Below are 20,190 nucleotides of genomic sequence, written 5' to 3' on the forward strand. Positions count from 1 at the left end.
CCGGTCCTCGGCAGAATCCGGCAGTCGCGATCACCACGTCTTCCACACCCATGCAGTCCCGAGAACAGCGGCGAAACCCGCGCCGCCGACTGGGGCTCCTCGCAGACGACACGGAGGTTTGCGTGCAAGACGTCGACCGCCCGCAGCCCACGTCAGCGTTCGGCCCAGCGGCCCTGAAAGAGCGGGCACGCGGGCGGCATCGCCGACGCTTGGTAGTCGAGTATTCGACGCTTTGCACCGTGGCTTCATTGGGGCGAGGTGAAGGAACAGCACGTAGGCGGATACGGGAGCTTCCGTGCCATCCAAAGCGGTCGACACCGCAACTCGGCAAACCCGCGTGTCGATTTGTGGAGTGGCTTGCAGACACAGCGTGCTATCGGACCGTCGAGTGGGCAGCCTTCTCGATCAGGCTCGCGACAGCGGCCGGGTGGGAAACGGGGACGGCGTGGGACGCCTGGATCTCAATCGTGTGCGAGTGCGCCCGCTTGGCCATGAACTTCTGTGCCGCCGCCGGGATGTTCTTGTCCTGAAGGGTGACCAGGTCCCAGGAGGGAATGGTCTTCCATGCCGCCGCGGTCGCCTTGTCGGTGAGCGCACTGGCGGCCACCGGGCGCTGGGTGGCGGCCATCAAGTCGGTGGTCGACTTGGGGACGTCGGCTGCGAACTGGTCGTGGAACTTGTCGGCCTTTATGTACAGGTCGCTGCCAGTGCCGCCGTCGGGAAGCGGGAAGGACACGGAGTTGAGAGTCGGGCCGAGTGTGCTCCCGGGGAACTTGCCGGAGAGGTCTGCCGCGTTCTCACCCTTGTCGGGAGAGAAGCCGGCGATGTAGACGAGCGCCTTGACGTTGGGGGCTTCGGCGGCTGCCTGGCTGATGACCGAGCCGCCGTAGGAGTGACCGACGAGCACGACGGGCCCGTGCACGCTCTTGAGGAAACTGCTGAGATAGCCGGCGTCCTGAGTTAGCCCCCTCAGCGGGTTGGCGGGAGCGGCGACCGGGTAGCCCGCGCGCTGCAGGCTGGCGATGACCCCGTTCCAGCTGGAGGAGTCCGCGAAGGCACCGTGAACCAGTACAACGGTGGGCTTTGTAGCCGGGGAACGACCCGCAGCGGAGGCCATCCCGGGCGCGGTGGTCGTCAACGCAATCGCTGCCGCACTGGCGCCCAGCACGGTGGCGTAGGTCCAAGGCGAGCGGTGCAGATGCTTGCGGGTCATGGTGGTTCTCCTTTGGGTTGCTGCCTCAGGCCGAAGGCTCCGGGCGGCCCGTCTGCCGGGCCAAACATAACCATAGCCAACAATTCAGTTGTGCGCAAAGTAATCATGCACGAGACCATTGTCTGCCCTGGAATGTGTGAGAGTGGTTGCGCCAGCTGACAGCAGAGGAGAAAAGCTCGTGAGCAGCACCGACGCCCTCACACCTGCTGAGTCCCCGGAGCCCTCGCTGCCCTGCACCTCGAGTACGGGACCCTGACGCCACTGATCAAGCGCTTGGAGAGCAACGGCCTGCTCAAGCGGCAACGGCGGGCCCATGACGAGCGAGTGGTCGAAGTGACGCTTACCGCCCAGGGCGTTGCACTACGTGACTGTGTCCTCGCCATTCCCCAGCCCTGGGTGACGCCATGGGGCTGAAACCAGACGAGATCACTGTCGTGCAGAACCTTCTGTGTCGGATGACGACTAACCTCGCCCTGGTCGGCACCGACTACAGTTTGCAGCATGGTCTCGGCTGATACCGATTGTCGTCCGTGACATGGGGCAGCTGCCAGCGGGCTCAGAGCGGTGCGGGGCGCTGCCGACGGATATCACGGCAACCCACAGGTGACGTCCACGGACCGGAGGGAAGCCGGTATGACCGAGCGGCGCGGCTAGACTCGACGTGGCCACGGTCGAGTTCGAAGGCCGCCCTTTCCAGCACGTAGTGATGTGTGAGGGCTACTTCGGGCGCGCCAAACCGGCGCGGTGCGCCGCGCGTGCGGCACCCCAAATTGGCGTGATGCGACCGAGGCGGCATGAAGGCGCTAAGAACTCCTAACGAAATGATCTTTGAGGTGGTTGGATCGCTCCGGGACTGTCGATCCGGGGGTGTGGGGTGGCTCCGCCGAAGCCGTGGGATGTTGATGACGAACTGTGGGCGGTGATCAAGCCGTTGCTGCCGAAGGTGGAGCGTCGGGCGCGGCATCCCGGGCGGAAGCGGCATCCGGACCGACTGGTGTTCCAGGGCATCCTGTTCGTGCTGCATACCGGCATAGCTTGGGAACACCTGCCGCAGGAGCTCGGCTTCGGCTCTGGCATGACGTGCTGGCGCCGTCTGGCGGAGTGGACCGAGGCCGGTGTGTGGCTCAGGCTCCACGAGGCTCTCCTCGCTAGGCTTCGCAGCGCGAACATCTTGGACTTCTCCCGGGCAGCCGTCGACGGCTCTCACATCCGAGCGTTAAAGGGGGCTCCAAGACGGGACGAAGCCCTGTTGACCGGGGCAGGACGGGCAGCAAGCACCACTTGATCGTCGATGCCACCGGCATCCCTCTCGCGATCACGCTGACCGGCGGCAATCGCAACGACGTCACCCAGCTCATTCCATTGCTTGAGGCGGTGCCACCGGTGCGGGGTAAGCGCGGCCGGCCCCGGCGCCGCCCGGACGTCGTGCTCGGTGACCGCGGCTACGACCACGACATGTACCGCCGCCTCGTGCGGGACCTCGGAGTGAAGCCGCTGATCGCCCGACGCGGCACCGAACACGGCTCCCGCCTCGGTACTCAACGATGGGTCGTGGAGCGCGCGTTCGCCCACCTGCACTGGTTCCGCCGTCTGCGGATCCGCTGGGAGGTACGCGATGACATCCACGAAGCCTTCCTCACCCTGGGATGCGCGCTCATCTGCTGGCGACGGCTGAACGTGACCCGTCGTGTTCCAGCAGAGGGCGCTGTTGCAGGATCTTGAGTTCGCGATCCGGTTCCGGGAGGCATTCCATCACCATCATCACGCACGAGGACCCCATCGGCCGGGGCCCCGCCAACTACATGATCCGCGCTGACCTCTCGGACCGGCAGGACGGCTGGCGCGAGCAGTTGTGGACCCGCCAGCTCACCGAGGACAGGTTCGAGGTGACCTGCTTGCCCTTCTTCACCTACGGAATCTGCTACCTCGACGTGGTGACAATCGACAGCAACCATCTGGTGACCTCGGTGGTGCAGAAGTCCGGCCACCGGACCTTGCGTGTAGCCCTCGTAGGGGAACACCAGGACCGGGATCAGCTGCACGAACTCCTGCACGGCAAGGTCGTCGAAGCCGCTCTGCCACACGAGTGGCTTCAGGGCACCTACCTCTCAGTGGACCTGCCACCCGGCACTGACCCGGCAGCCCTCGCGGAGACCCTGAGAGCACCCAGCCAAGCCGGCGCCCTTCACTGGGAGATCGACGCCTGACCGGCTCGAACATTCATTCCGTTAGGAGTTCTAAGACGATGTCCTCGTCCGGCAGCTGTCCACCTGGGCCTATTCAAGGGCGAGTTGGCAGATCAACCTCGGGTGCAACTACGCCTGCAAGCATTGCTATCTCGGGCTCAAGGCGAACTCAGGGATGCCGCTGGACGACAAGCTGCGGTGCCTGGAGACCATGGGCCGAGGCCGGGGTGTTGTGGCTCCAGATCACCGGCGGCGAGCCCCTCGTCGACAAGGATTTCATGCGGGATGATGCTCACGATCTCCGCCAACGGTTCGCTGCTGTGGCGCGAGAACCTGCTCAACCTCTTCCGCGAGTGCCCGCCCTACCGCCTGGTCCGACACCAAGGCCGAACACGTCCTGACCGACGCTCTCGAGCACGACCAGCGCCACACCCTGATTCATGCCCTCGCCGAGCGCGGCGCAGGCACAGTCAGGGTTCACGTGTACGGGGCCGCGTCCGACAGCCATTCCGCCGACGCCGACCTGGCCCGGAAGCTGGTTCCTGCTCACGGAGGGCAAAGGCCCGCGCCGTCTGGCTCCTCGGCAGCGCCGGCTCCGGACTGGGTACCCAATGGTGGGTCGTAGAGCCTGCGTTCACCACCTGCACTGGTTTGCCGCCTGCGGATCCGCTGGGAGACACGCCACGACATCCCCGAAGCCTTCCTGTCCCTCGGACGCACACTCTTCTACAGCGCCTCGTTTGGCATTCCTCCCGAGCTCGCAGCCGAGCAGCTGGCGGACCTCGGAGGCGAGCGATAAGTCTTGAGAGGGGCGCCAGTTGAGGTCCACTGGGTCTTCCCTTTGAATCATATGGACTACACAATCAATCCACTGATCATGTGGCGGCACGCGTCTGGTGGTGCCCGTGGCTGACGTTCCGAAAAAGGATTCTTTGTGTCACTTCCCCACTTCCGCAGACCCAGGCTGATAGCCCTGGGTGCTGCCCTCGCGGTACTGGCGGCCATTCCGACGTCGGCGGACGCTGCTCCGGCGGCCGCGCCTGCGATCCCGCGCGGACTCGCGGGCGCACACTCGGGCACCCCCCGCACTGTCACCCTCATCACCGGTGACAAGGTCACGGTGACCAGACCAGGTGACGGCCACGTCCTCGCGACCGTGCGGGGCCCCAACGGCGGTCCGGTGGGCGCTCACACCATGAGCGTCGGGAAGGACACCTATGTCTATCCCGACGCCGCGATGCCGTACATCGCCTCCGGCCAGCTGGACGAGCACCTCTTCAATGTCACCGAACTGCTGGCCGACGGGTACGACGACGCACACAGCGAGCATCTGCCGCTGATCGTCTCCTATACCAACGCGGCAACCCGTTCGCGCAAGCAAGCCGTGCCCACCGGGGCGACTCGTACTCGCACCCTGGACAGCATTCAGGGCGCCGCGCTCTCCGCCGACCACCGCCGTGCGCCGGACTTCTGGTCCACCCTGACCGGCACGGCACCCGGGTCCGTGCACGCCCAAGGCAAGAGCGCCGCACCGGCGTTGACAGGCGGGATCGCGAAGATCTGGCTGGACGGCAAGGTCAAGGCCACGCTCGCCGACACCACCGCGCAGATCGGGGCGCCCCAGGTCTGGCAGGGTGGCGACACGGGCCAGGGCGTGGATGTCGCGGTCCTGGACACGGGCATCGACGCAGCGCACCCGGATTTCGGAGGCAGGATCGCCGCATCCGCCAGCTTTGTCCCTGGCCTGGATGTGACGGACCGTCATGGTCACGGCACACACGTAGCGTCGACCATCGCTGGCACCGGTGCTGCCTCCGATGGCAAGGAGAAGGGCGTCGCTCCCGGCGCCAAACTCCACATCGGCAAGGTCCTCGACAACGATGGCAGTGGTCAGGACTCCTGGATTTTGGCGGGAATGGAGTGGGCTGCTCAGGATCAGCACGCCAAGGTCATCAGCATGAGCCTGGGATCGGGCCCCAGCGACGGCACCGACCCGATGAGCCAGGCCGTCAACCAACTCAGCGCCCAGACCGGTGCACTGTTCGTCATCGCCGCCGGCAACGCTGGGCCGGATTTTTCCACCGTGGCGTCGCCCGGCGCCGCGGACGCCGCCCTCACGGTGGGGGCGGTGGACGCCTCCGACCGGCTGGCCGTCTTCTCCAGCCGCGGCCCGCGCAAAGGTGACCATGCGCTCAAGCCTGAGCTCACCGGCCCCGGCGTCGATGTACTTGCGGCCCGCTCCCAATATGCCTCCGAGGGCGAGGGAAGCTACCAGACCATGAGCGGCACCTCTATGGCGACGCCCCATGTCGCCGGTGCTGCTGCCCTGTTGGCGCAGGCCCATCCCGACTGGACGGGGCAGCAGCTCAAGGATGCCCTGGTCAGCACAACCAAGTCGACTCCGCAGTTCAGCCCGTACATGGGCGGCAGCGGCCGGGTGGACATCGCGGCCGCCGTCAAGGACTCGGTGGTCGCGTCAGCTTCCGCCTTCGCATCGGCTAAGTGGCCCTACACGCAGGGCCAGGTGGCTTCCAAGGACGTCACCTACACCAACACCGCTGCCGACCCTGTCACCCTGGACCTGGCGCTCAGCACTCCAGGTTCACCGACGGGCCTCTTCTCTCTCTCGGCCTCCCAGGTGACCGTTCCCGCACACGGCACCGCCACGGTAACCGTGACGACCCATCTGGACCTCGCGTCCGACGACGTCGGCTACAGCGGGATACTCAATGCTTCCGGCCCTGACGGTGTGCTGCGTACTCACACTCTGATCGGTAGCAACAAGCAGAGCCGACGGGTCAACGTCGCGGTGAAGGGGACGGGTTGGCACGGCACTGCACTGCCGGGGACGCTGATTGTCAAAGACATCGCCCGGGACACGGTGCCCCAGGTCTTCGAAGTTGACGACAGCGGGAGCCTGAACCTCAACCTCGCACCCAGCACGTACTCGGTCTGGATGTACGCGGATGTACCTGGCGTCAACGGCCCGCACTCACTGGGCCGCGCTGTCCTCAGCGCACCGCAGGTCGTCGTCGACAACGACCGGACACTCACGTTCAATGCCTCCGCTCTCCGCAGAGTCAGGGCCGTCACCCCGAAGCTCACCGCGACCAGTTCGGTGCGAGTGGATCAGTACCGGTCGTACAGCACCCTGCACCCGTTCACCGACAGCTACGAGATCGAGGCCGTCTACGACAGCCTGTGGGCAACTCCCACGTCGAAGGTCACCCAGGGTTCGTACACCTTCGCCACGCGCTGGCGTCAGGTGCAACCGCCGCTGACCGTGGCCTCCTCGTCGCAGTCGTTCGAGGACCTGCAGGTCCAGAGCATGTCCCCCAGCATGGCCAAGGGCACGGGCAACTACGCGACGGTCTACGCCGGAAAGGGCGCGGCATCTGACTTCGCGAAGGTACAGGTACGGGGAAAGATCGCGATCGTTCGCAGGAACGACACGGTGACCGCTCCTGACCAGGCCATCGCCGCAGCTAAGGCCGGGGCCAAGCTGCTGCTCATCGTGCATGACGGTTACGGTCGGCTCGACGCCTGGTGGGACCTGCCGGAAGCCGCCGCGCTGCCCGTCGCATCCCTCTCCGCGGACGAGGGCGACGAGCTCATCCAGCGGATCCGGCTCGGTGGGACGCGCCTGTCGGTCTCGTCCCATCCCTACGCCGACTACCTGTACGACTTGGTACAGCACCACAAGGGAGCCATTCCCACCGATCTCACTTACCGGCCAGGCGCTGGCAGCCTCGCCCGGATCAACACGTCGTACCGTGACTACAAGCAGGGTCAAGCGGTGGATGTCCGCTACGACCTATCGCCGGGGTTTGACTTCGCGGTCGGCGGCGCCGCGACGCTGCAGCAGGCCCAGGGGACTCACACGGTCTGGGTCACCGCTTCGCCCGGCGTCAAGTGGACCCAGCTGGCGGCCACACCGGACCTCACTGAAATCAGTGCCGCACGGTCCTACGCGCCGCGCAGCACCACCAAGGAGACCTGGTTCGCGCCTGTGCAGCACCCGCGCATGCTGAACGACAACAAGGTGAACCACGCGCCGTCACGGTTCGGCGACATCATTGCCACCTTCGGAATGCCCGCCTGGGGCGATTCCGGTGGTCACCTGGGAATCGTGTGGGAGGGCGACGTCTCTTGGGCGACAAAGCTCTACCAGGGGAAGACACTGATCGGCGAGGGCGTGGACTACGTCCAGGCGGAGGTTGCGCCGGACAGGCTCCCGTACCGGCTCGTCCTGGACAGCACACGCGGAGCTGACATGAGTCCGTACGCGACCAGCTCGCACACGGAGTGGAAGTTCACCTCCTCCACTGCGGCGGTCGAGGGCGCGTACCTGCCGCTCGTTCAACTGAACTACGGAGTCAGTACGGATCTGTCGGGCAAGGCCAGACGGCACAGCGACCTGAAGGTCACGCCGTCGCATCTGACGGGCGGTCCCAGCTCGCATACGATCCGCAGCGTCGCGCTCCAGATCTCGTACGACGACGGCGCCACCTGGCACAAGCTGGCGCTGCGCCGCCTTGGTGGCGACTGGAAGGCGCACTTGGCGGCGCCGTCCAAGGCCCGCTTCGCGACGCTGCGTGTGACCGCCGGGGACACCCAGGGCAACAGCGTCAGTCAGACCGTGGTCCGGGCCTTTGGTCTGAAGTAGTCGCCGGTTTCCCCGGGTGAGGTAGCCCACGCACCTTACGACAACACATCCCCATGGAGACGGGGGCGCGACTTCTGCGGCCCCGTCTCCGTAGGTGCCCTTGCCCTTACCGCTCAGCACCGGTGTAGGGCAGACCCGCGGCCCAGATGCGAGAGGCTTCTTGACGGCACAGGAGCATGCCCGGACAGGGCCGAGGGCGAGGCACGGAGCTATACCGAGGAAAGGGGCCTTCGCTACTGGAGCTGGCCCGCGAGTGCGGTTCCCGAGCGGGATGTCCCGCCAGGGAAGCGCCCTGACCTGGGCGTACAGGCCCGGATGGTTCATCTTCACGACGGCCACGTAGTGCGCGCCGGGTGTACAGGGCGTCGGCGGTCACCACCGTGTACCTCCTGCCGGGACGGGCAGCCTCAGCCGGCATGGTGATGTCTTGGCCCCGCTGATGCCCTCGCAAGTTCTTGACCGTATGGTCCATAAAGCGTACTTTTGGATGGGCAGTCTGGTCAGCGTTCGCGAAGTGCAAGGGATCGCGAGGGCTGACACTTGGCCCGGCGAGACGACCGGCCGCGTTCCGCATCACCCGCGCACTCCGTGTGTCGACAGCACGAGGGGGCTCCCTGCCCCTCACATGCGCTCCTTAAAGAGCCTCTAGCGCCCTCTAGCGCTAGGAACTGATGGGCTGGCGCGCCGCGGGAACACCCGCGGTGGGGGCTTCGACTCTTTTGTCCAGCATCGAGTTCCGTCTTCCGAGCTGCTAAGGACCGGCGCATATTCCTTCGAATTCTCGCGTTGCACCTTCGCGGGTGGTGGACACGTAGGGATGGAAGCAGCGAGAGGAAGCCATGACCATCGACACCGAGGACGAGTTCACCGATGTCTACCGCGCTCACTATGAGGACGTATTGCGCTTCGTCCGTCGGCGTGCTCACCCGATGAACGTGGATGACATCGTCGGTGAAACGTTCCTCGCCGCGTGGCGCCGTCGGAGCGAGTTGCCCGAAGACCCACGTCCGTGGCTCTTCGGCACCGCACGTAAAGCGATGCTTAACGCCCACCGCGGGCAGCGTCGCCAGACGGCTGTCGCGGTGCGTGTCATGGAGAACGGTGGCGACGACAGCTACGACGGGATGATCGAGGCCGAGGACCGGATAGACCTCGTAGCCGCCTGGCGGCGGATGTCGGCTGCCGACCAGGAAGTACTGGCGCTCCATGTGTGGGAGGGCCTCACGGACCGGGCCGCGGCCACTGTGCTCGGCTGCTCACGCGCGGCCTACACGATGCGGCTCTCCCGCTCCAAACGTCGCCTGGCCAAGCTGTTCGGGCCGACCAGCCAGACCACATCCGCCGCTCCGGCTTTGACGCGCTGAAGGAAGAGACGTGAACGATCGCGAGAAGAATCTCCCTCGGTTGCTGGCCACCCTGGACGCTGCTCCCGTCTGTGAACTGACCGAAACCGAAAACAACCGTAAGGAACATCTGTTGCGTACCGTGATGCATGGCGCCGCTTCCACGACGCAGTCGGCTTCCCCGGCTCGTCGTCGCCCGTTGATCTGGGTGGCGGCTGGCGCTGTCGCTGCCACCGCGGCCGTAGTCGTAGTGAGTCAGGCATCGCAGAGCGTGCCAGGCTCGAGTGGCCCGCTGTCCTCAGCGGAACTCGCGAGCTGGACCGGCACGCCGAGCCAGCTGGCGGCTACCTCGCCCGAGGCCACCGTCGCGGAGAAGTGGTGCGTCAAGGCCCTGGGGAGCGACTACTCCGGCAAGCCGGTCTCGTACAGCAACCTGGACGTGCGCGGCTCGATCACCTCTGTGGTCGTTACCGGCGGGACGACCATCTCCTACTGCCTCACCGACAAGACTGGACAGGGTATGACCGCGGTGATCGATCCGGTCAAGAAGGTCCCCAGTAATGCGATCGAGGTGGACTCGGCCGGTGGCCACGGCGAAGGGAGCACCGGCTTCAACTACCTCGTGGGCTCGGTAGGATCCGATGTCAAGGCCGTGACCCTGCACGACGGCGGCCGCACTATTGAGGCCAACATCCAGAACGACCGGTTCACCGCCTGGTGGCCGTCCGCTGAGCCGACGGGCAGCGCCAGCGGCAAGGTCGTCCTCACCCTCAAGAGCGGCTCCACCCGGACCGTCTCCGGTGACTCCATCTTCCCGAAGGGGTAAGGAGCCAGTGTGGTAGGCGGCCGCTCCAACCTCATGGAGCGGCCGACCGGCTCTTCAGGAGGCAGGCTGCCGTTCCGTGATTCTCCCCCTCCTGAAGAGCCATAGCCGTCCTAAAGAGTTGAGGGAAAACAGCAGCGTCCGCAGCGTCCGCCGGGCATCGCTGCCCCCTCTGACCTGCACCGTTCCTGCGGACGCCAAACCAGGTGCCGGCGATTCGCCCCACACCTGGCCACCGTGACGGTCACCGATCACCTAACCTCGCGCTTTCATGAAGCGGGCTGTCCGACGGGTGGTCAGGTAAGCGAAAAGTGCCTCTGACCAGCAATGCCGGTGAGTTAGCGCGTCGGTGCAGGTCAGGTGGGGTGCTTGGTGACTTTGAGTGTGTAGCGGACGTTACTGGGAGTGCGGGTCTGGTCCCGTTTTCTGACCTCGAAGGTGTTCTTGGACGGCTTCTTGATGCGCTGGCACTGCCGGTTGCGCCGGGGCGGCAGGAGGGCGGCCAAGAGCTCTGTGGTGGCTTCGCGGCGGGCGGCGGCCAGTGTGGTGACGTCGGCTGCGGCCTGGGCGGCGACGGCCAGCCGGGCGAGCTGCACCGTGACGGTGAAGGAGATCCGGTCAGGATCGGTCCCGCCGTGTTCTGCCGCGCGCGTCTGCAGTGCGCATAGTGCCTGGTAGACGGTGAGAAGGGCGTAGATCTCCTGGTAGATCAGCTCGGGCGCCTTGGAGCGCAGGATGAATCCGGCGCCGCGCAGGCGGTTCTTGAGTTCCGCGAATCCGTTTTCGATCTCCCACCGCTGGTGATATGCCCTCGCCAGCTGGTGGGCCGGGGCGAGGCGGTGGTCCAGCAGGCTGGTGACCAGCCGGAACGTCTCGGTGCGGGGTGGGCCGGCCTGTGGGTGGATGGTCACGGTGTACTCGATGATCCGTACCAGGTGTCCCCGGGGCGGCTCGGTCAGGGTGCGTCCGGCCGCGCGGGCCTGACCGTGGCGGATGTTCTCCGCGGGCGTGCGCATGATGGACAGGTAGGACCCGTCGGACAGCACCCGCAGCGGCACGAAGACCAGGTTCTTCTTGATCCGCCAGGCCAGGTGGGCGCCGGTGGCGCGGGCCAGGCCCCACAGCTGGTATCCGGCGAAGTTGCGGTCGGCCAGCAGCAGCATGTCCCCTCGCAGGGAGGCCAGCAGCCGGCGGGCGAGCTTGTGCTCGCTGAACCTGGCCACGGCGTCGAAGGCCGCGTCGACCAGGGCGTGGGTGCCGCATTCGGTCAGGGCCATCAGGCGGACCTGTGGGTGTCCGCTCTGGTTGACACCACCCTTGCCGGTGAAACCGAACTCAGCAGCGTTTGCCGGGGTGTCGGGGACATCCAGCGCGGTGCCGTCCCAGGCGACCAGCCGCAGCCCGAAGGCGAACGCGCCCGGAGTGACGGTCGTGGCCAGCGTGCCGCACCGCCGCTCGAACAGCGCCTGCAGCGGCTTGTCGCCCAGCCGCTGCCGGGCCCGTGTCAGGGCCGAGCTGGTGGGCAAGCGCTGCACACACAGGCCTGGCAGATGCCGCAGCTTCTCCGTCAACGTGCGCAGGACCGACCGGTATCCCGGCGGCCCGGCACTGTCGGAGCTGCTGAACAGGCACAACGCCAGGATGAAGTAGACCACCGCCCGGGCGGGCAACAGCCGGCGGCGACGCTCGCCGCAGCCGGTCAACTCCACGACCTCGTCAACCAGTTCAGGGCTGATCTCCTCGGTCAACACGCCGAGACGGACGTGCTCGCCAAAGCGCCGGTCCGTGGGGGTCACCAGCCTGTTCAACGGGGCCTGGCTGCCCTCGGTGATGGCAGACGACATGCGGACGATGGCACACTGAGTACCCAACGGAGTTCCCTCGCGGACAGTCGGATCTTGGTCGATCTTCTGTCCTACCGGGAACTCCGTTGCCGTGTCCCGGCCTCCGCCGACACGTCACCAGAAGTGACGGATCACGCAACGTCACCAGGGGATATTCCCAACCAAACCCCGCACTATCAAGTGCCTGACCTGCACCGACGCGCTAACTCACCGGCATTGCTCTGACCAGCAAGAATGAGGATTGTCGAGGTCCTTGTTCCTGCCACCGTCGGAGGCACTTCCCAGGTGAAGAAGCGTATCGGGTCCTATCCCCGCGTCCGTGTCGAGGGTGGTGGCCAGGCGGTGGTGTCTCAGGCGAGGGCCGTGCTGCTGGTCGAGACGGTCCGCAAGGTCGGGCTGGACCGGGCGATATCGACGGTGCTGACACCGTGGCGACGTCCGCGGGCGGTGCACGATCCGGGCAAGATCCTGCTGGATGTGGCCCTGGCTGTCGCGCTGGGCGGGGACTGTTTGGCTGACGTCGGGATGCTTCGGGCCGAGCCGGCCGTGTTCGGGCCGGTGGCCTCCGACCCGACGGTCTCCCGCCTCATCGACACCCTCGCCACGGCCGGACCGAAGGCCCTCCACGCAATACGGGCAGCGCGGGCCGAAGCCCGCGAGCGTGTCTGGAACATGGCCAAGAACGCGGCCCCGGACGTCGCGGGACAGGTGATCGTGGACCTGGACGGAGTACTCGTGCTGGCCCACTCCGAGAAGCAGGACGCCACCGCGACCTGGAAGAAGACCTTCGGACACCATCCTCTGATGGCCTTCGTCGACCACGGAAGCGGCGGGAGCGGGGAGCCGGTGGCCGGCCTGCTCAGACCGGGCAACGCGGGCAGCAACACTGCCGCCGACCACATCACCACGGCCCAACTCTCCCTGGCCCAACTGCCGAAGAAGTACCGGCGCGGACGCCAGACCCTGATTCGCACCGACTCCGCAGGCGGAACCCACGAGTTCGTCGCCTGGCTCTCGAAGCGGGGCCGGTGGCTGTCGTACTCGGTCGGCATGACCATCACCGACGCCATCCACCAGGCCGTCCTCAAGGTCCCGCCCGCCTCGTGGACGGTGGCCGTCGAGCCGGATGGTGAGATCCGCGGCGGCGCCTGGGTCGCCGAACTTGCCGGCGATGTCCTCCAGGGCCGGCCGGAAGGGATGCGGCTGATCGTCCGCAAGGAACGGCCGCACCCCGGTGCGCAGTTGCGGTTCACCGACGCCGACGGCCTGCGGCTCACCGCATTCGCCACCAACACGACCGGCATCCCGATCGCCGCACTCGAACTGCGGCACCGCCAGCGGGCACGTGCCGAGGACCGCATCAGGGCCGCCCGCGCGACTGGTCTGCGCAACCTGCCCCTGCACAAGACGGCACAGAACCAGATCTGGCTTGAGATCGTCCAGATCGCCCTCGACCTGTTGGCCTGGATGCCCATGCTCGCTCTGACCGGCGAAACCCGCAGGTGGGAGCCCCGTCGCCTCCGGCTCCGCCTCTTCTCCGCCGCCGCCCAGATCGTCACGACCTCCCGCCGCCGGCACCTGAGATTCGCAGGCCACTGGCCCTGGACCGACGTGATCACCGACGCCCTGGCACGGCTCGAAGCTCTCCCCAACCCAGGCTGACCAGCACGTTTCCGTCCCTGCGAGCAGCACCCTCCCCCGACCGGAGCCGTGGAACCCGGCGCCCACCCGACGCGACTGTGAGGATGAGCGGGTGCTGCCTCGGGCGGTGGTCTGACCCGCGACGCGACTGGCCGCAGTGCCTTGCGTCTGATCTGTCGACCACCGTCCGAGGCGGTGCTTGCTGCCGCCGGACCGGTGAGCGTGTCCCGATAGGGGCCTTCGCGACAGGCACCGTCACAGTCCTGACCGCCCTCCGGCCCGGCGACGGCCGCCCACGTTCCCGAGCTCCAGGAGACAGGCAACCGTGCCCAGCATCACCCAACCGCTTCACCCGCGCCACGTCACCACCGACGGCTCCGAGGACGTGCTCCTCGGGGTGGACACTCACAAGGACTTCCACGCGGCTGCCGTGATCACCACGGTTGGGGCCACTCTGGACGGCCGGTCCTTCCCCGCTACCGCGGACGGCTACCGTCAACTGCTGGCCTGGGCTCGTTCCTTCGGAACACTGCGGCGGGCAGGAGTCGAATGCACCGGTTCCTACGGGGCCGCGCTGACCCGCTATCTGCGAGGCGCCGGTATAGAGGTGACTGAGGTCAACCAGCCGGACAAGGCCGCCCGGCGCCGACACGGCAAAACCGACGCGGTCGACGCCGAGGCCGCCGCCCGAGCAGTCCTGTCCGGACGCGCCACCGCGACAGCCAAGGCGGCAGACGGACCGGTGGAGGCACTACGGCTGTTCAGGATGGCCAAAGGGTCGGCCACCAAGTCCCGCACTCAAGCGATCAACCAACTCAAGTCCGTCCTGATCTCGACGGCCCCAGCACTCCGGGAATCGCTGGCCGGCCTGAGCAATGTGAAGCTGATCCGCAGCTGCGCGGAGCTGGACGTCGCAGCAGGCAACGACTCAGCAGCGGCAGCCCGCCACACCCTGCGCCTACTGGCCCGCCGCATCCAGAGCCTGACGGAGGAGATCAACGACCTCAACCAGCGGATGACCGACGCGGTCTTGATCGCTGCCCCAGGTCTCCTGGACCACCGTGGTGTCGGTCCGGACACCGCCGCAGCCCTGCTCATAGCCGCCGGCGACAACCCGGACCGGCTGGGCAGCGAGGCATCCTTCGCCGCACTGTGCGGCACCAGTCCCGTTGAGGCTTCCTCGGGCAAGACCCAGCGCCGCAGGCTGAACCGCGGAGGCGACCGCCAGGCCAACTCCGCGCTCTACACGATCGTTCTCAGCCGATTGCGCTGGGATCCGCGCACACGCGACTACATGAACCGCCGCATCGCCCAGGGCAAGAGTCGCCGCGAAGCCATCCGATGCCTCAAACGCTACGTCGCCCGTGACCTCTACAAGCACATCATCGGCTCCATGCCACAACCGACCAGCGACGTTCTTCCCACAGCCGCTTGACATCCATAGGGGCATCAGCCGGGCCCTCGGCCTGTCGGCCATCAGGCACAGGACGCGAAACGGTCCACCGACTTTGTCGGCGGACCGTCACGAAAGATCGAGGTTAGGACCAGGCCGAAGGCGTACGCTTTCTCATATGGGGCGTTGACACAATCGAGCTTGACACCCGAACGAGCCGTAAGTGTTGCCCCCAAATGGCGCCCCGCGGAAGGAAATCTTCTGTGCACCACAGCGTCCGCCGCGTTGAACGCCCGCATACGCCTAGCACGGGACGCTCCTCCGCCTTGCGGCGCACCGTATCCGGCGCCGCGCGCTGATCGCCAGGGATTACGGGACAGACCTTAGGAGCCATGCACGCAATGGCCAACGTATTCCCACCACAGACGGGCCTCACAGGAGCCCACGCGTCCCGATTCTCCGCAATCCATATAGGAAGGCGCGACTATGGCAGCAAGTGTGGATCCTGATCGCTCCGAGTGGGACGTCATCGTGTTGGGCGGCGCCGCGGCGGGCGAGAACGCGGCTCAATACGCCACGCAGTTCTCAGGTCTGGACGCGGTGCTGGTGGAAGCGGAACTGCTGGGTGGCGAGTGCTCGTACTGGGCCTGTATGCCCAGCAAGGTTCTGCTGCGCCCCGCTGACGTACTGGGAAACGCAGAGCATGTGCCCGGTGTGTCCTCGCTGTTGACCGGACACCAGTTGGACGTGCCGGCGGTACTGGCTCGCCGGGACACTGTCGTAAACGGCCTCGACGACTCCTCGCAGATCGGCTGGGCACTCGGCGTCGGCATCGACGTTGTACGCGGGTACGGGCGGCTCGATGGGGAGCGCTCGGTGGCGGTGGACATGACAGCGGGCGGTACCCGTGTGCTCACCGCCAGGCACGCGGTGGTGATCGACACAGGCTCTTGCACCGCTGTGCCCTCGATCCCAGGCATGAGGGAGGCCCGCCCGTGGACCTCCCGCGATGTCACCAACCTGCATGAGGTGCCGCGCCGTGTCGTCGTCTTGGGCGGTGGAGTGGTCGCGTGCGAGGCGGCGACCTGGTTGCGGGCGCTGGGCGTGGCCGAATTGAGCGTCGTGTACCGGCGGTCTGAGCTACTCCCGCGAGAGGAACCGTTTGCCGGACGTATGGTCGGTGACCGGCTTAGGGATGCAGGGGTGCGGCTGCTTCCCGGAAGGTCGATCACCAAGGTGGGACGCGACGACCCGCGCGACACGGGAGTCGGGCTGCCACATGGCGGAGAGGTAACCGCCTGGCTGGACGACGGCAGCACGCTCGTTGGTGACGAGTTGGTGCTTGCCACCGGCCGTACGCCGAACACTCAGGACATCGGCCTGTCGTCGGTCGGATGCTCCGACGACGGCTTCCTGGAGGTGGACGACGAGCAGGCTGTGCAGGCGGTGAGCGGGCATTGGTTGTACGCGGTGGGTGATGTCTGCGGACGTGCGCTGTTGACTCACATGGGCAAGTACCAAGCGCGGGTCGCTGGTGAGGTGATTGCCGCCCGTGCCACGGGGCGGCCGACGGCCGGTGCACAGAGCGGTGCGCGGGGCGCTGCCGACGGACATCGCGGCAACCCGCAGGTGACGTTCACCGACCCGGAAGTCGGATCAGCAGGTATGACCGAGCGGCAGGCCCGCACGGCAGGACTCGACGTGGCAACGGTCGAGTACGACATGGCTGCCCTCGCCGGTACCTACGTGATGCGTGAGGACTACCTCGGGCGCGCCAAACTCGTCATCGATCGGGTGAGCGACACGGTGGTGGGCGCGACGTTCGTCGGATCGGGCGTCGCGGATCTCGTCCACTCCGCCACGACGGCCATTGTTGCCCGGGTGCCGCTTTCCGTGCTGTGGCACGTCGTGCCCAGCTACCCCACCGCCAGCGAAGTTTGGCTCCGCCTGTTGGAGACGTACCGAACTCAGCGCTATGCCTGATCGCGAAGGGGCAACGCCGGAGAGGCGATTTCACCGGCACGGGTGCTGTGCGTCGCCCCGCACAGCACAGAAACTCGGGAGAAGGAGCAGCATAAACGCGCTAAGAGCCGTCCGAAGCAGCCGGGGCCACCGGGGGGTTGAACCGTGAGTACTGCGGTGCCGACCAGCTCAAGGCGTCTTCAGAGTGGTCGATCTGGATGACCTTGGTCACCCTGAATTCCACCGTTCTTTCCGCGCCGGGAAATTTGGCAGCGGCGTGCGCACTCCAGTTGACTGTCGCCGTACCGGTCAGCTGCACGGTCGCACCGCGCTGCCAATCGATGAACACCAGACCTGCTGCCGGATTGACGGTGAGGTTTCCCAAGGTCATCAGCATCGTGTTCCCCTCGTAGTCCGGCCACTGGATCCGGTCCGCGGAAAGACTGCGGACGAAGCCGGGGTTACCGCCCCGATGGGAAGCGTCGGCGTCTCCTGCTGTGGAGGTTGAGGCGACGAAGAAGGTGTCTGCGGTATCGATCACCCGGCGTTGTTCCGCAGTCAATTCGCTGCCTTCCGACACCATTCGCGTCGAACGAGCCGGACCAGTTTTCTGAGGTGATCTGCGCTGGATGTACTTAGGGCAATTCCCGTACGCCTGGTCCACGGACAGTCGGAGCCCGTCTTGTGAGGGCGTCACCCTGCCGTTGATCCGGAGCCGTCGACGGTTCGGAAGGTCGATGGCAAGAGTGCCCACAAGCGTGGGCTGCTGCAGGACCGCCGCCAGTGGGTCCACCTTTGTAGGCCGGGCACCGATGTACACATCACGGGAACCGAGCACGTGCAGAAAACCCGGTTCTCCGTAAAGAACGGATGCCCATACCTGCCCATCCGGAGAGGCAGCACCGACTACGAGAAATCTGAGCTCGGCCAAGAAACCTGCCGCGCCCTGCGGAAGGGACTCGCCGATGATCGGGCGCAAGCGGTCGGCACTCTCACGAAAACCTGCAAGATCCTGGGCGGCCAACTCGCCTTCGTGATAAGAGGCCAGGTGAGATCGGCTCCCTCTCATATTCATCTTCCCCTGCCGTCGTTTCAACGGTTTGTTAGCGATGACGGGTTTGCTAGAGATGACGCACCGACGACTGGAAATATTCCCATGTGCCCTGTCTTCCCTCGCTCGCGTCAACCGCCCTGTTCGAGTGCGGCCGAAACCCTGCACACCACCTTAGACCCGCAAGCTTTTCGATGAGGCGACCCGGACGCCCGGATGTGCCAACGACGCCGGATCGCAGATGAAGAAACATTAGAGAATACATCTGTGCAGTTCGGTGATCACACTCTGCTATCCGGTCGTTGCGGCGTTGCTCGTACTGGGAGTCGGGTCTAGCGTTGAGTTGGTGGCGTCGTGCAGCGGCCTGCCGAAAAATGGCAGGCCGGTGAGGGGAAAGAGTCCCCGGTCTCCGGTGACGGCCGCCCCATCCACCCGTATCGAATGGGCCACCTGCGGACGGATTTTTTGACGCAGATTCCGCGCTTTGGCGCTCCCGGAGGTCGACGTGCTCCCTACGCACCACAACACAGCGACTATTGACGGCCAAGAGGTCTTCTACCGCGAGGCCGGCCCCAACGACGCACCAGTCATCCTGCTCCTGCACGGATTTCCCACCAGTTCACACATGTTCCGCCACCTCATCCCTGCACTGGCCGACCGCTACCACGTGATCGCCACTGATCACATTGGCTACGGCCAGTCATCCATGCCCAGGGCCGACGAATTCGACTACACCTTCGACAATCTCGCCCGTATCACCGCCGCACTCCTCGACCACCTGGACATCAAGCGCTTCGCGGTCTACGTCCACGACTACGGTGCGCCCATCGGGTGGCGGCTGGCTCTCAATCCCTCCTACGAGGTCACCGCGATCGTCTCGCAGAGCGGCAACGCCTACATGGAGGGCTTCGCCAAGCCCTTCTGGGACGACCTTTTCGCTTATGCCTCCGCTCCCGGGCCCGACACCGAGCCGGGCGCACGGGCCAAGTTCTCCGCAGAAACCACCCGTTGGCAGTACCAGAACGGCACCACCGACAGGAGCCTGGTCAGTCCGGACAACTGGCTTCACGACCAGGCCTTGCTGGATCGACCCGGCAACGACGAGGTGCAGTTGGCGCTGTTCCGTAACTACCCGACCAACATCGACGGCTATCCGCAGCTGCAGGATTACTTCCGCACCAGCCAGGTGCCGACGCTCGCGGTTTGGGGCGAGAGGGACGAGATTTTCGGGCCAGACGGCGCGCGGGCGTTCGTGCGCGACCTGCCGGACGCGGAAGTCCATCTGCTGCCGGCCGGGCATTTTGCCCTGGAGACACACCTGGATGCCATTAGCGGGTACATCCACGGATTTCTCGGCCGTGTCCTCGCTTGAGGTGCGGACGGCACCTGCGGATGCCGGAAGGGGGTCTTCCGGCTAGTCGGTGAAGGTGACGCCGACCGTGTCGCCCCCTGACTTCTGGGACCGTGTCGCGGACGTGTGCGACCTGTACCGCGACCCGCCTGAAGGGGCGGTGGTGCTGTCCATCGACGAGAAGACCGCGATCGCCGCCCGCGCCAGGCGCCACCCCGGTCGTCCCGCCGGGCCGGGCGAGCCCGCTCGCGAGGAGTTCGAGTACCGCCGCCACGGCACCGCCTCGCTGGTCGCCGCCCTGGATGTGCGCACCGGCGAGGTCCTCACCGAGATCATTGCCCGCAACGACGCAGCGACGTTCACTGCCTTCCTCGACCAGCTCGACACGGCCATCGTCCCAGGCCAGGACATCCATGTCGTGCTGGACAACGGCTCCTCCCACACCGCCAAACACACCAAGGCGTGGCTCGCCGACCACCCGCGCTGGCACGTGCACTGGACCCCGCCGCACGCCTCCTGGCTCAACCAGATCGAGCTGTTCTTCTCCGTCCTGACCCGCCGCGTGCTGCGACACGGTGACTTCTCCAGCCGCGATGACCTCATCGACAAGCTGGAGAGTTACGTCATCGGCCGCAACGAGACCGCGAAGCCGTACAGGTGGACCTATGACGGCAGCCCACTCAAGACCGCCTGATCAGACCCAACACCCCTCCACGA

General features: G+C 66.2%; 14 protein-coding genes. 11 read left to right on the forward strand and 3 right to left on the reverse strand.

Annotated features, from left to right (window positions below):
- Nucleotides 1–373: 373 nt before the first annotated feature.
- Nucleotides 374–1,213 carry an alpha/beta fold hydrolase gene (locus OHA03_RS41890; RefSeq protein ID WP_267009182.1) on the reverse strand — a complete coding sequence of 280 codons (840 nt, stop codon included), beginning with the start codon at nucleotides 1,211–1,213 and terminating at the stop codon, nucleotides 374–376.
- Nucleotides 1,214–1,486: 273 nt separating this feature from the next.
- On the opposite strand from OHA03_RS41890, the gene OHA03_RS41895 reads away from it, so the two are divergent.
- The 6 genes from OHA03_RS41895 to OHA03_RS41920 all read left to right on the forward strand — a co-directional run bounded on the left by OHA03_RS41895 (nucleotide 1,487) and on the right by OHA03_RS41920 (nucleotide 10,234).
- Nucleotides 1,487–1,627, forward strand: a complete 141-nt coding sequence (locus tag OHA03_RS41895; protein ID WP_267009183.1) for a MarR family winged helix-turn-helix transcriptional regulator — start codon at nucleotides 1,487–1,489, stop codon at nucleotides 1,625–1,627.
- A gap of 460 nt (nucleotides 1,628–2,087) precedes the next feature.
- Nucleotides 2,088–2,935, forward strand: a protein-coding gene (locus tag OHA03_RS41900; protein ID WP_267009184.1) for an IS5 family transposase whose coding sequence is annotated in 2 segments (ribosomal slippage) — nucleotides 2,088–2,414 and nucleotides 2,417–2,935 — 846 coding nt in all. Because the reading frame shifts where the segments join, the coding sequence is not laid out codon by codon here.
- Nucleotides 2,932–3,420, forward strand: a complete 489-nt coding sequence (locus OHA03_RS41905; protein ID WP_267009185.1) for a DUF4265 domain-containing protein — start codon at nucleotides 2,932–2,934, stop codon at nucleotides 3,418–3,420. The genes OHA03_RS41900 and OHA03_RS41905 overlap by 4 nt, the downstream gene beginning before the upstream one ends.
- 913 nt (nucleotides 3,421–4,333) lie before the next feature.
- Nucleotides 4,334–8,065: a S8 family serine peptidase gene (locus OHA03_RS41910; protein ID WP_267009186.1), complete on the forward strand. Its 3,732-nt coding sequence runs from the start codon at nucleotides 4,334–4,336 to the stop codon at nucleotides 8,063–8,065.
- A gap of 839 nt (nucleotides 8,066–8,904) precedes the next feature.
- Entirely contained in the window at nucleotides 8,905–9,429 is a 525-nt protein-coding gene (locus OHA03_RS41915; protein WP_267009187.1) for an RNA polymerase sigma factor, read from the forward strand.
- A 250-nt stretch (nucleotides 9,430–9,679) separates the two neighbouring features.
- A complete protein-coding gene (locus tag OHA03_RS41920; protein WP_267009188.1) occupies nucleotides 9,680–10,234 on the forward strand; it encodes a hypothetical protein in 555 nt (184 codons plus the stop codon).
- A 353-nt stretch (nucleotides 10,235–10,587) separates the two neighbouring features.
- Here OHA03_RS41920 and OHA03_RS41925 read toward each other — a convergent pair whose 3' ends face one another.
- A complete protein-coding gene (locus OHA03_RS41925; RefSeq protein ID WP_267000869.1) occupies nucleotides 10,588–12,075 on the reverse strand; it encodes an IS4 family transposase in 1,488 nt (495 codons plus the stop codon).
- Nucleotides 12,076–12,360: 285 nt separating this feature from the next.
- Here OHA03_RS41925 and OHA03_RS41930 point away from each other — a divergent pair, with 285 nt between their 5' ends.
- The 3 genes from OHA03_RS41930 (at nucleotide 12,361) to OHA03_RS41940 (ending at nucleotide 17,092) form a co-directional block, all read left to right on the forward strand.
- On the forward strand, nucleotides 12,361–13,737 hold the full coding sequence (locus OHA03_RS41930; protein ID WP_267009189.1) for an IS1380 family transposase: 1,377 nt from the start codon (nucleotides 12,361–12,363) through the stop codon (nucleotides 13,735–13,737).
- A 364-nt stretch (nucleotides 13,738–14,101) separates the two neighbouring features.
- Nucleotides 14,102–15,151, forward strand: a complete 1,050-nt coding sequence (locus OHA03_RS41935) for an IS110 family transposase (protein WP_267009608.1) — start codon at nucleotides 14,102–14,104, stop codon at nucleotides 15,149–15,151.
- Nucleotides 15,152–15,640: 489 nt separating this feature from the next.
- Nucleotides 15,641–17,092, forward strand: coding sequence for an NAD(P)/FAD-dependent oxidoreductase (locus OHA03_RS41940; protein WP_323181407.1), 1,452 nt, complete (start codon nucleotides 15,641–15,643; stop codon nucleotides 17,090–17,092).
- 100 nt (nucleotides 17,093–17,192) lie between these two features.
- Here the strand turns inward: OHA03_RS41940 and OHA03_RS41945 are convergent, their stop codons facing one another.
- Entirely contained in the window at nucleotides 17,193–18,095 is a 903-nt protein-coding gene (locus OHA03_RS41945; protein WP_267009191.1) for a pyridoxamine 5'-phosphate oxidase family protein, read from the reverse strand.
- A 532-nt stretch (nucleotides 18,096–18,627) separates the two neighbouring features.
- On the opposite strand from OHA03_RS41945, the gene OHA03_RS41950 reads away from it, so the two are divergent.
- The gene (locus OHA03_RS41950) at nucleotides 18,628–19,494 is read left to right on the forward strand and encodes an alpha/beta fold hydrolase (protein WP_267009656.1); all 867 of its coding nucleotides are present in this window, start codon (nucleotides 18,628–18,630) and stop codon (nucleotides 19,492–19,494) included.
- A 67-nt stretch (nucleotides 19,495–19,561) separates the two neighbouring features.
- Entirely contained in the window at nucleotides 19,562–20,167 is a 606-nt protein-coding gene (locus tag OHA03_RS41955) for an IS630 family transposase (protein WP_267009192.1), read from the forward strand.
- Nucleotides 20,168–20,190 lie beyond the last annotated feature (23 nt).

The sequence above is a fragment of the Streptomyces sp. NBC_00154 genome (assembly GCF_026342835.1).
GTDB lineage: Bacteria > Actinomycetota > Actinomycetes > Streptomycetales > Streptomycetaceae > Streptomyces.

Coding starts and splice junctions, on each gene's coding strand:
- OHA03_RS41890 (WP_267009182.1), bottom strand. CDS start 1,213: ATGACCCGCAAGCATCTGCACCGCTCGCCTTGGACCTACGCCACCGTG.
- OHA03_RS41915 (WP_267009187.1), top strand. CDS start 8,905: ATGACCATCGACACCGAGGACGAGTTCACCGATGTCTACCGCGCTCAC.
- OHA03_RS41925 (WP_267000869.1), bottom strand. CDS start 12,075: ATGTCGTCTGCCATCACCGAGGGCAGCCAGGCCCCGTTGAACAGGCTG.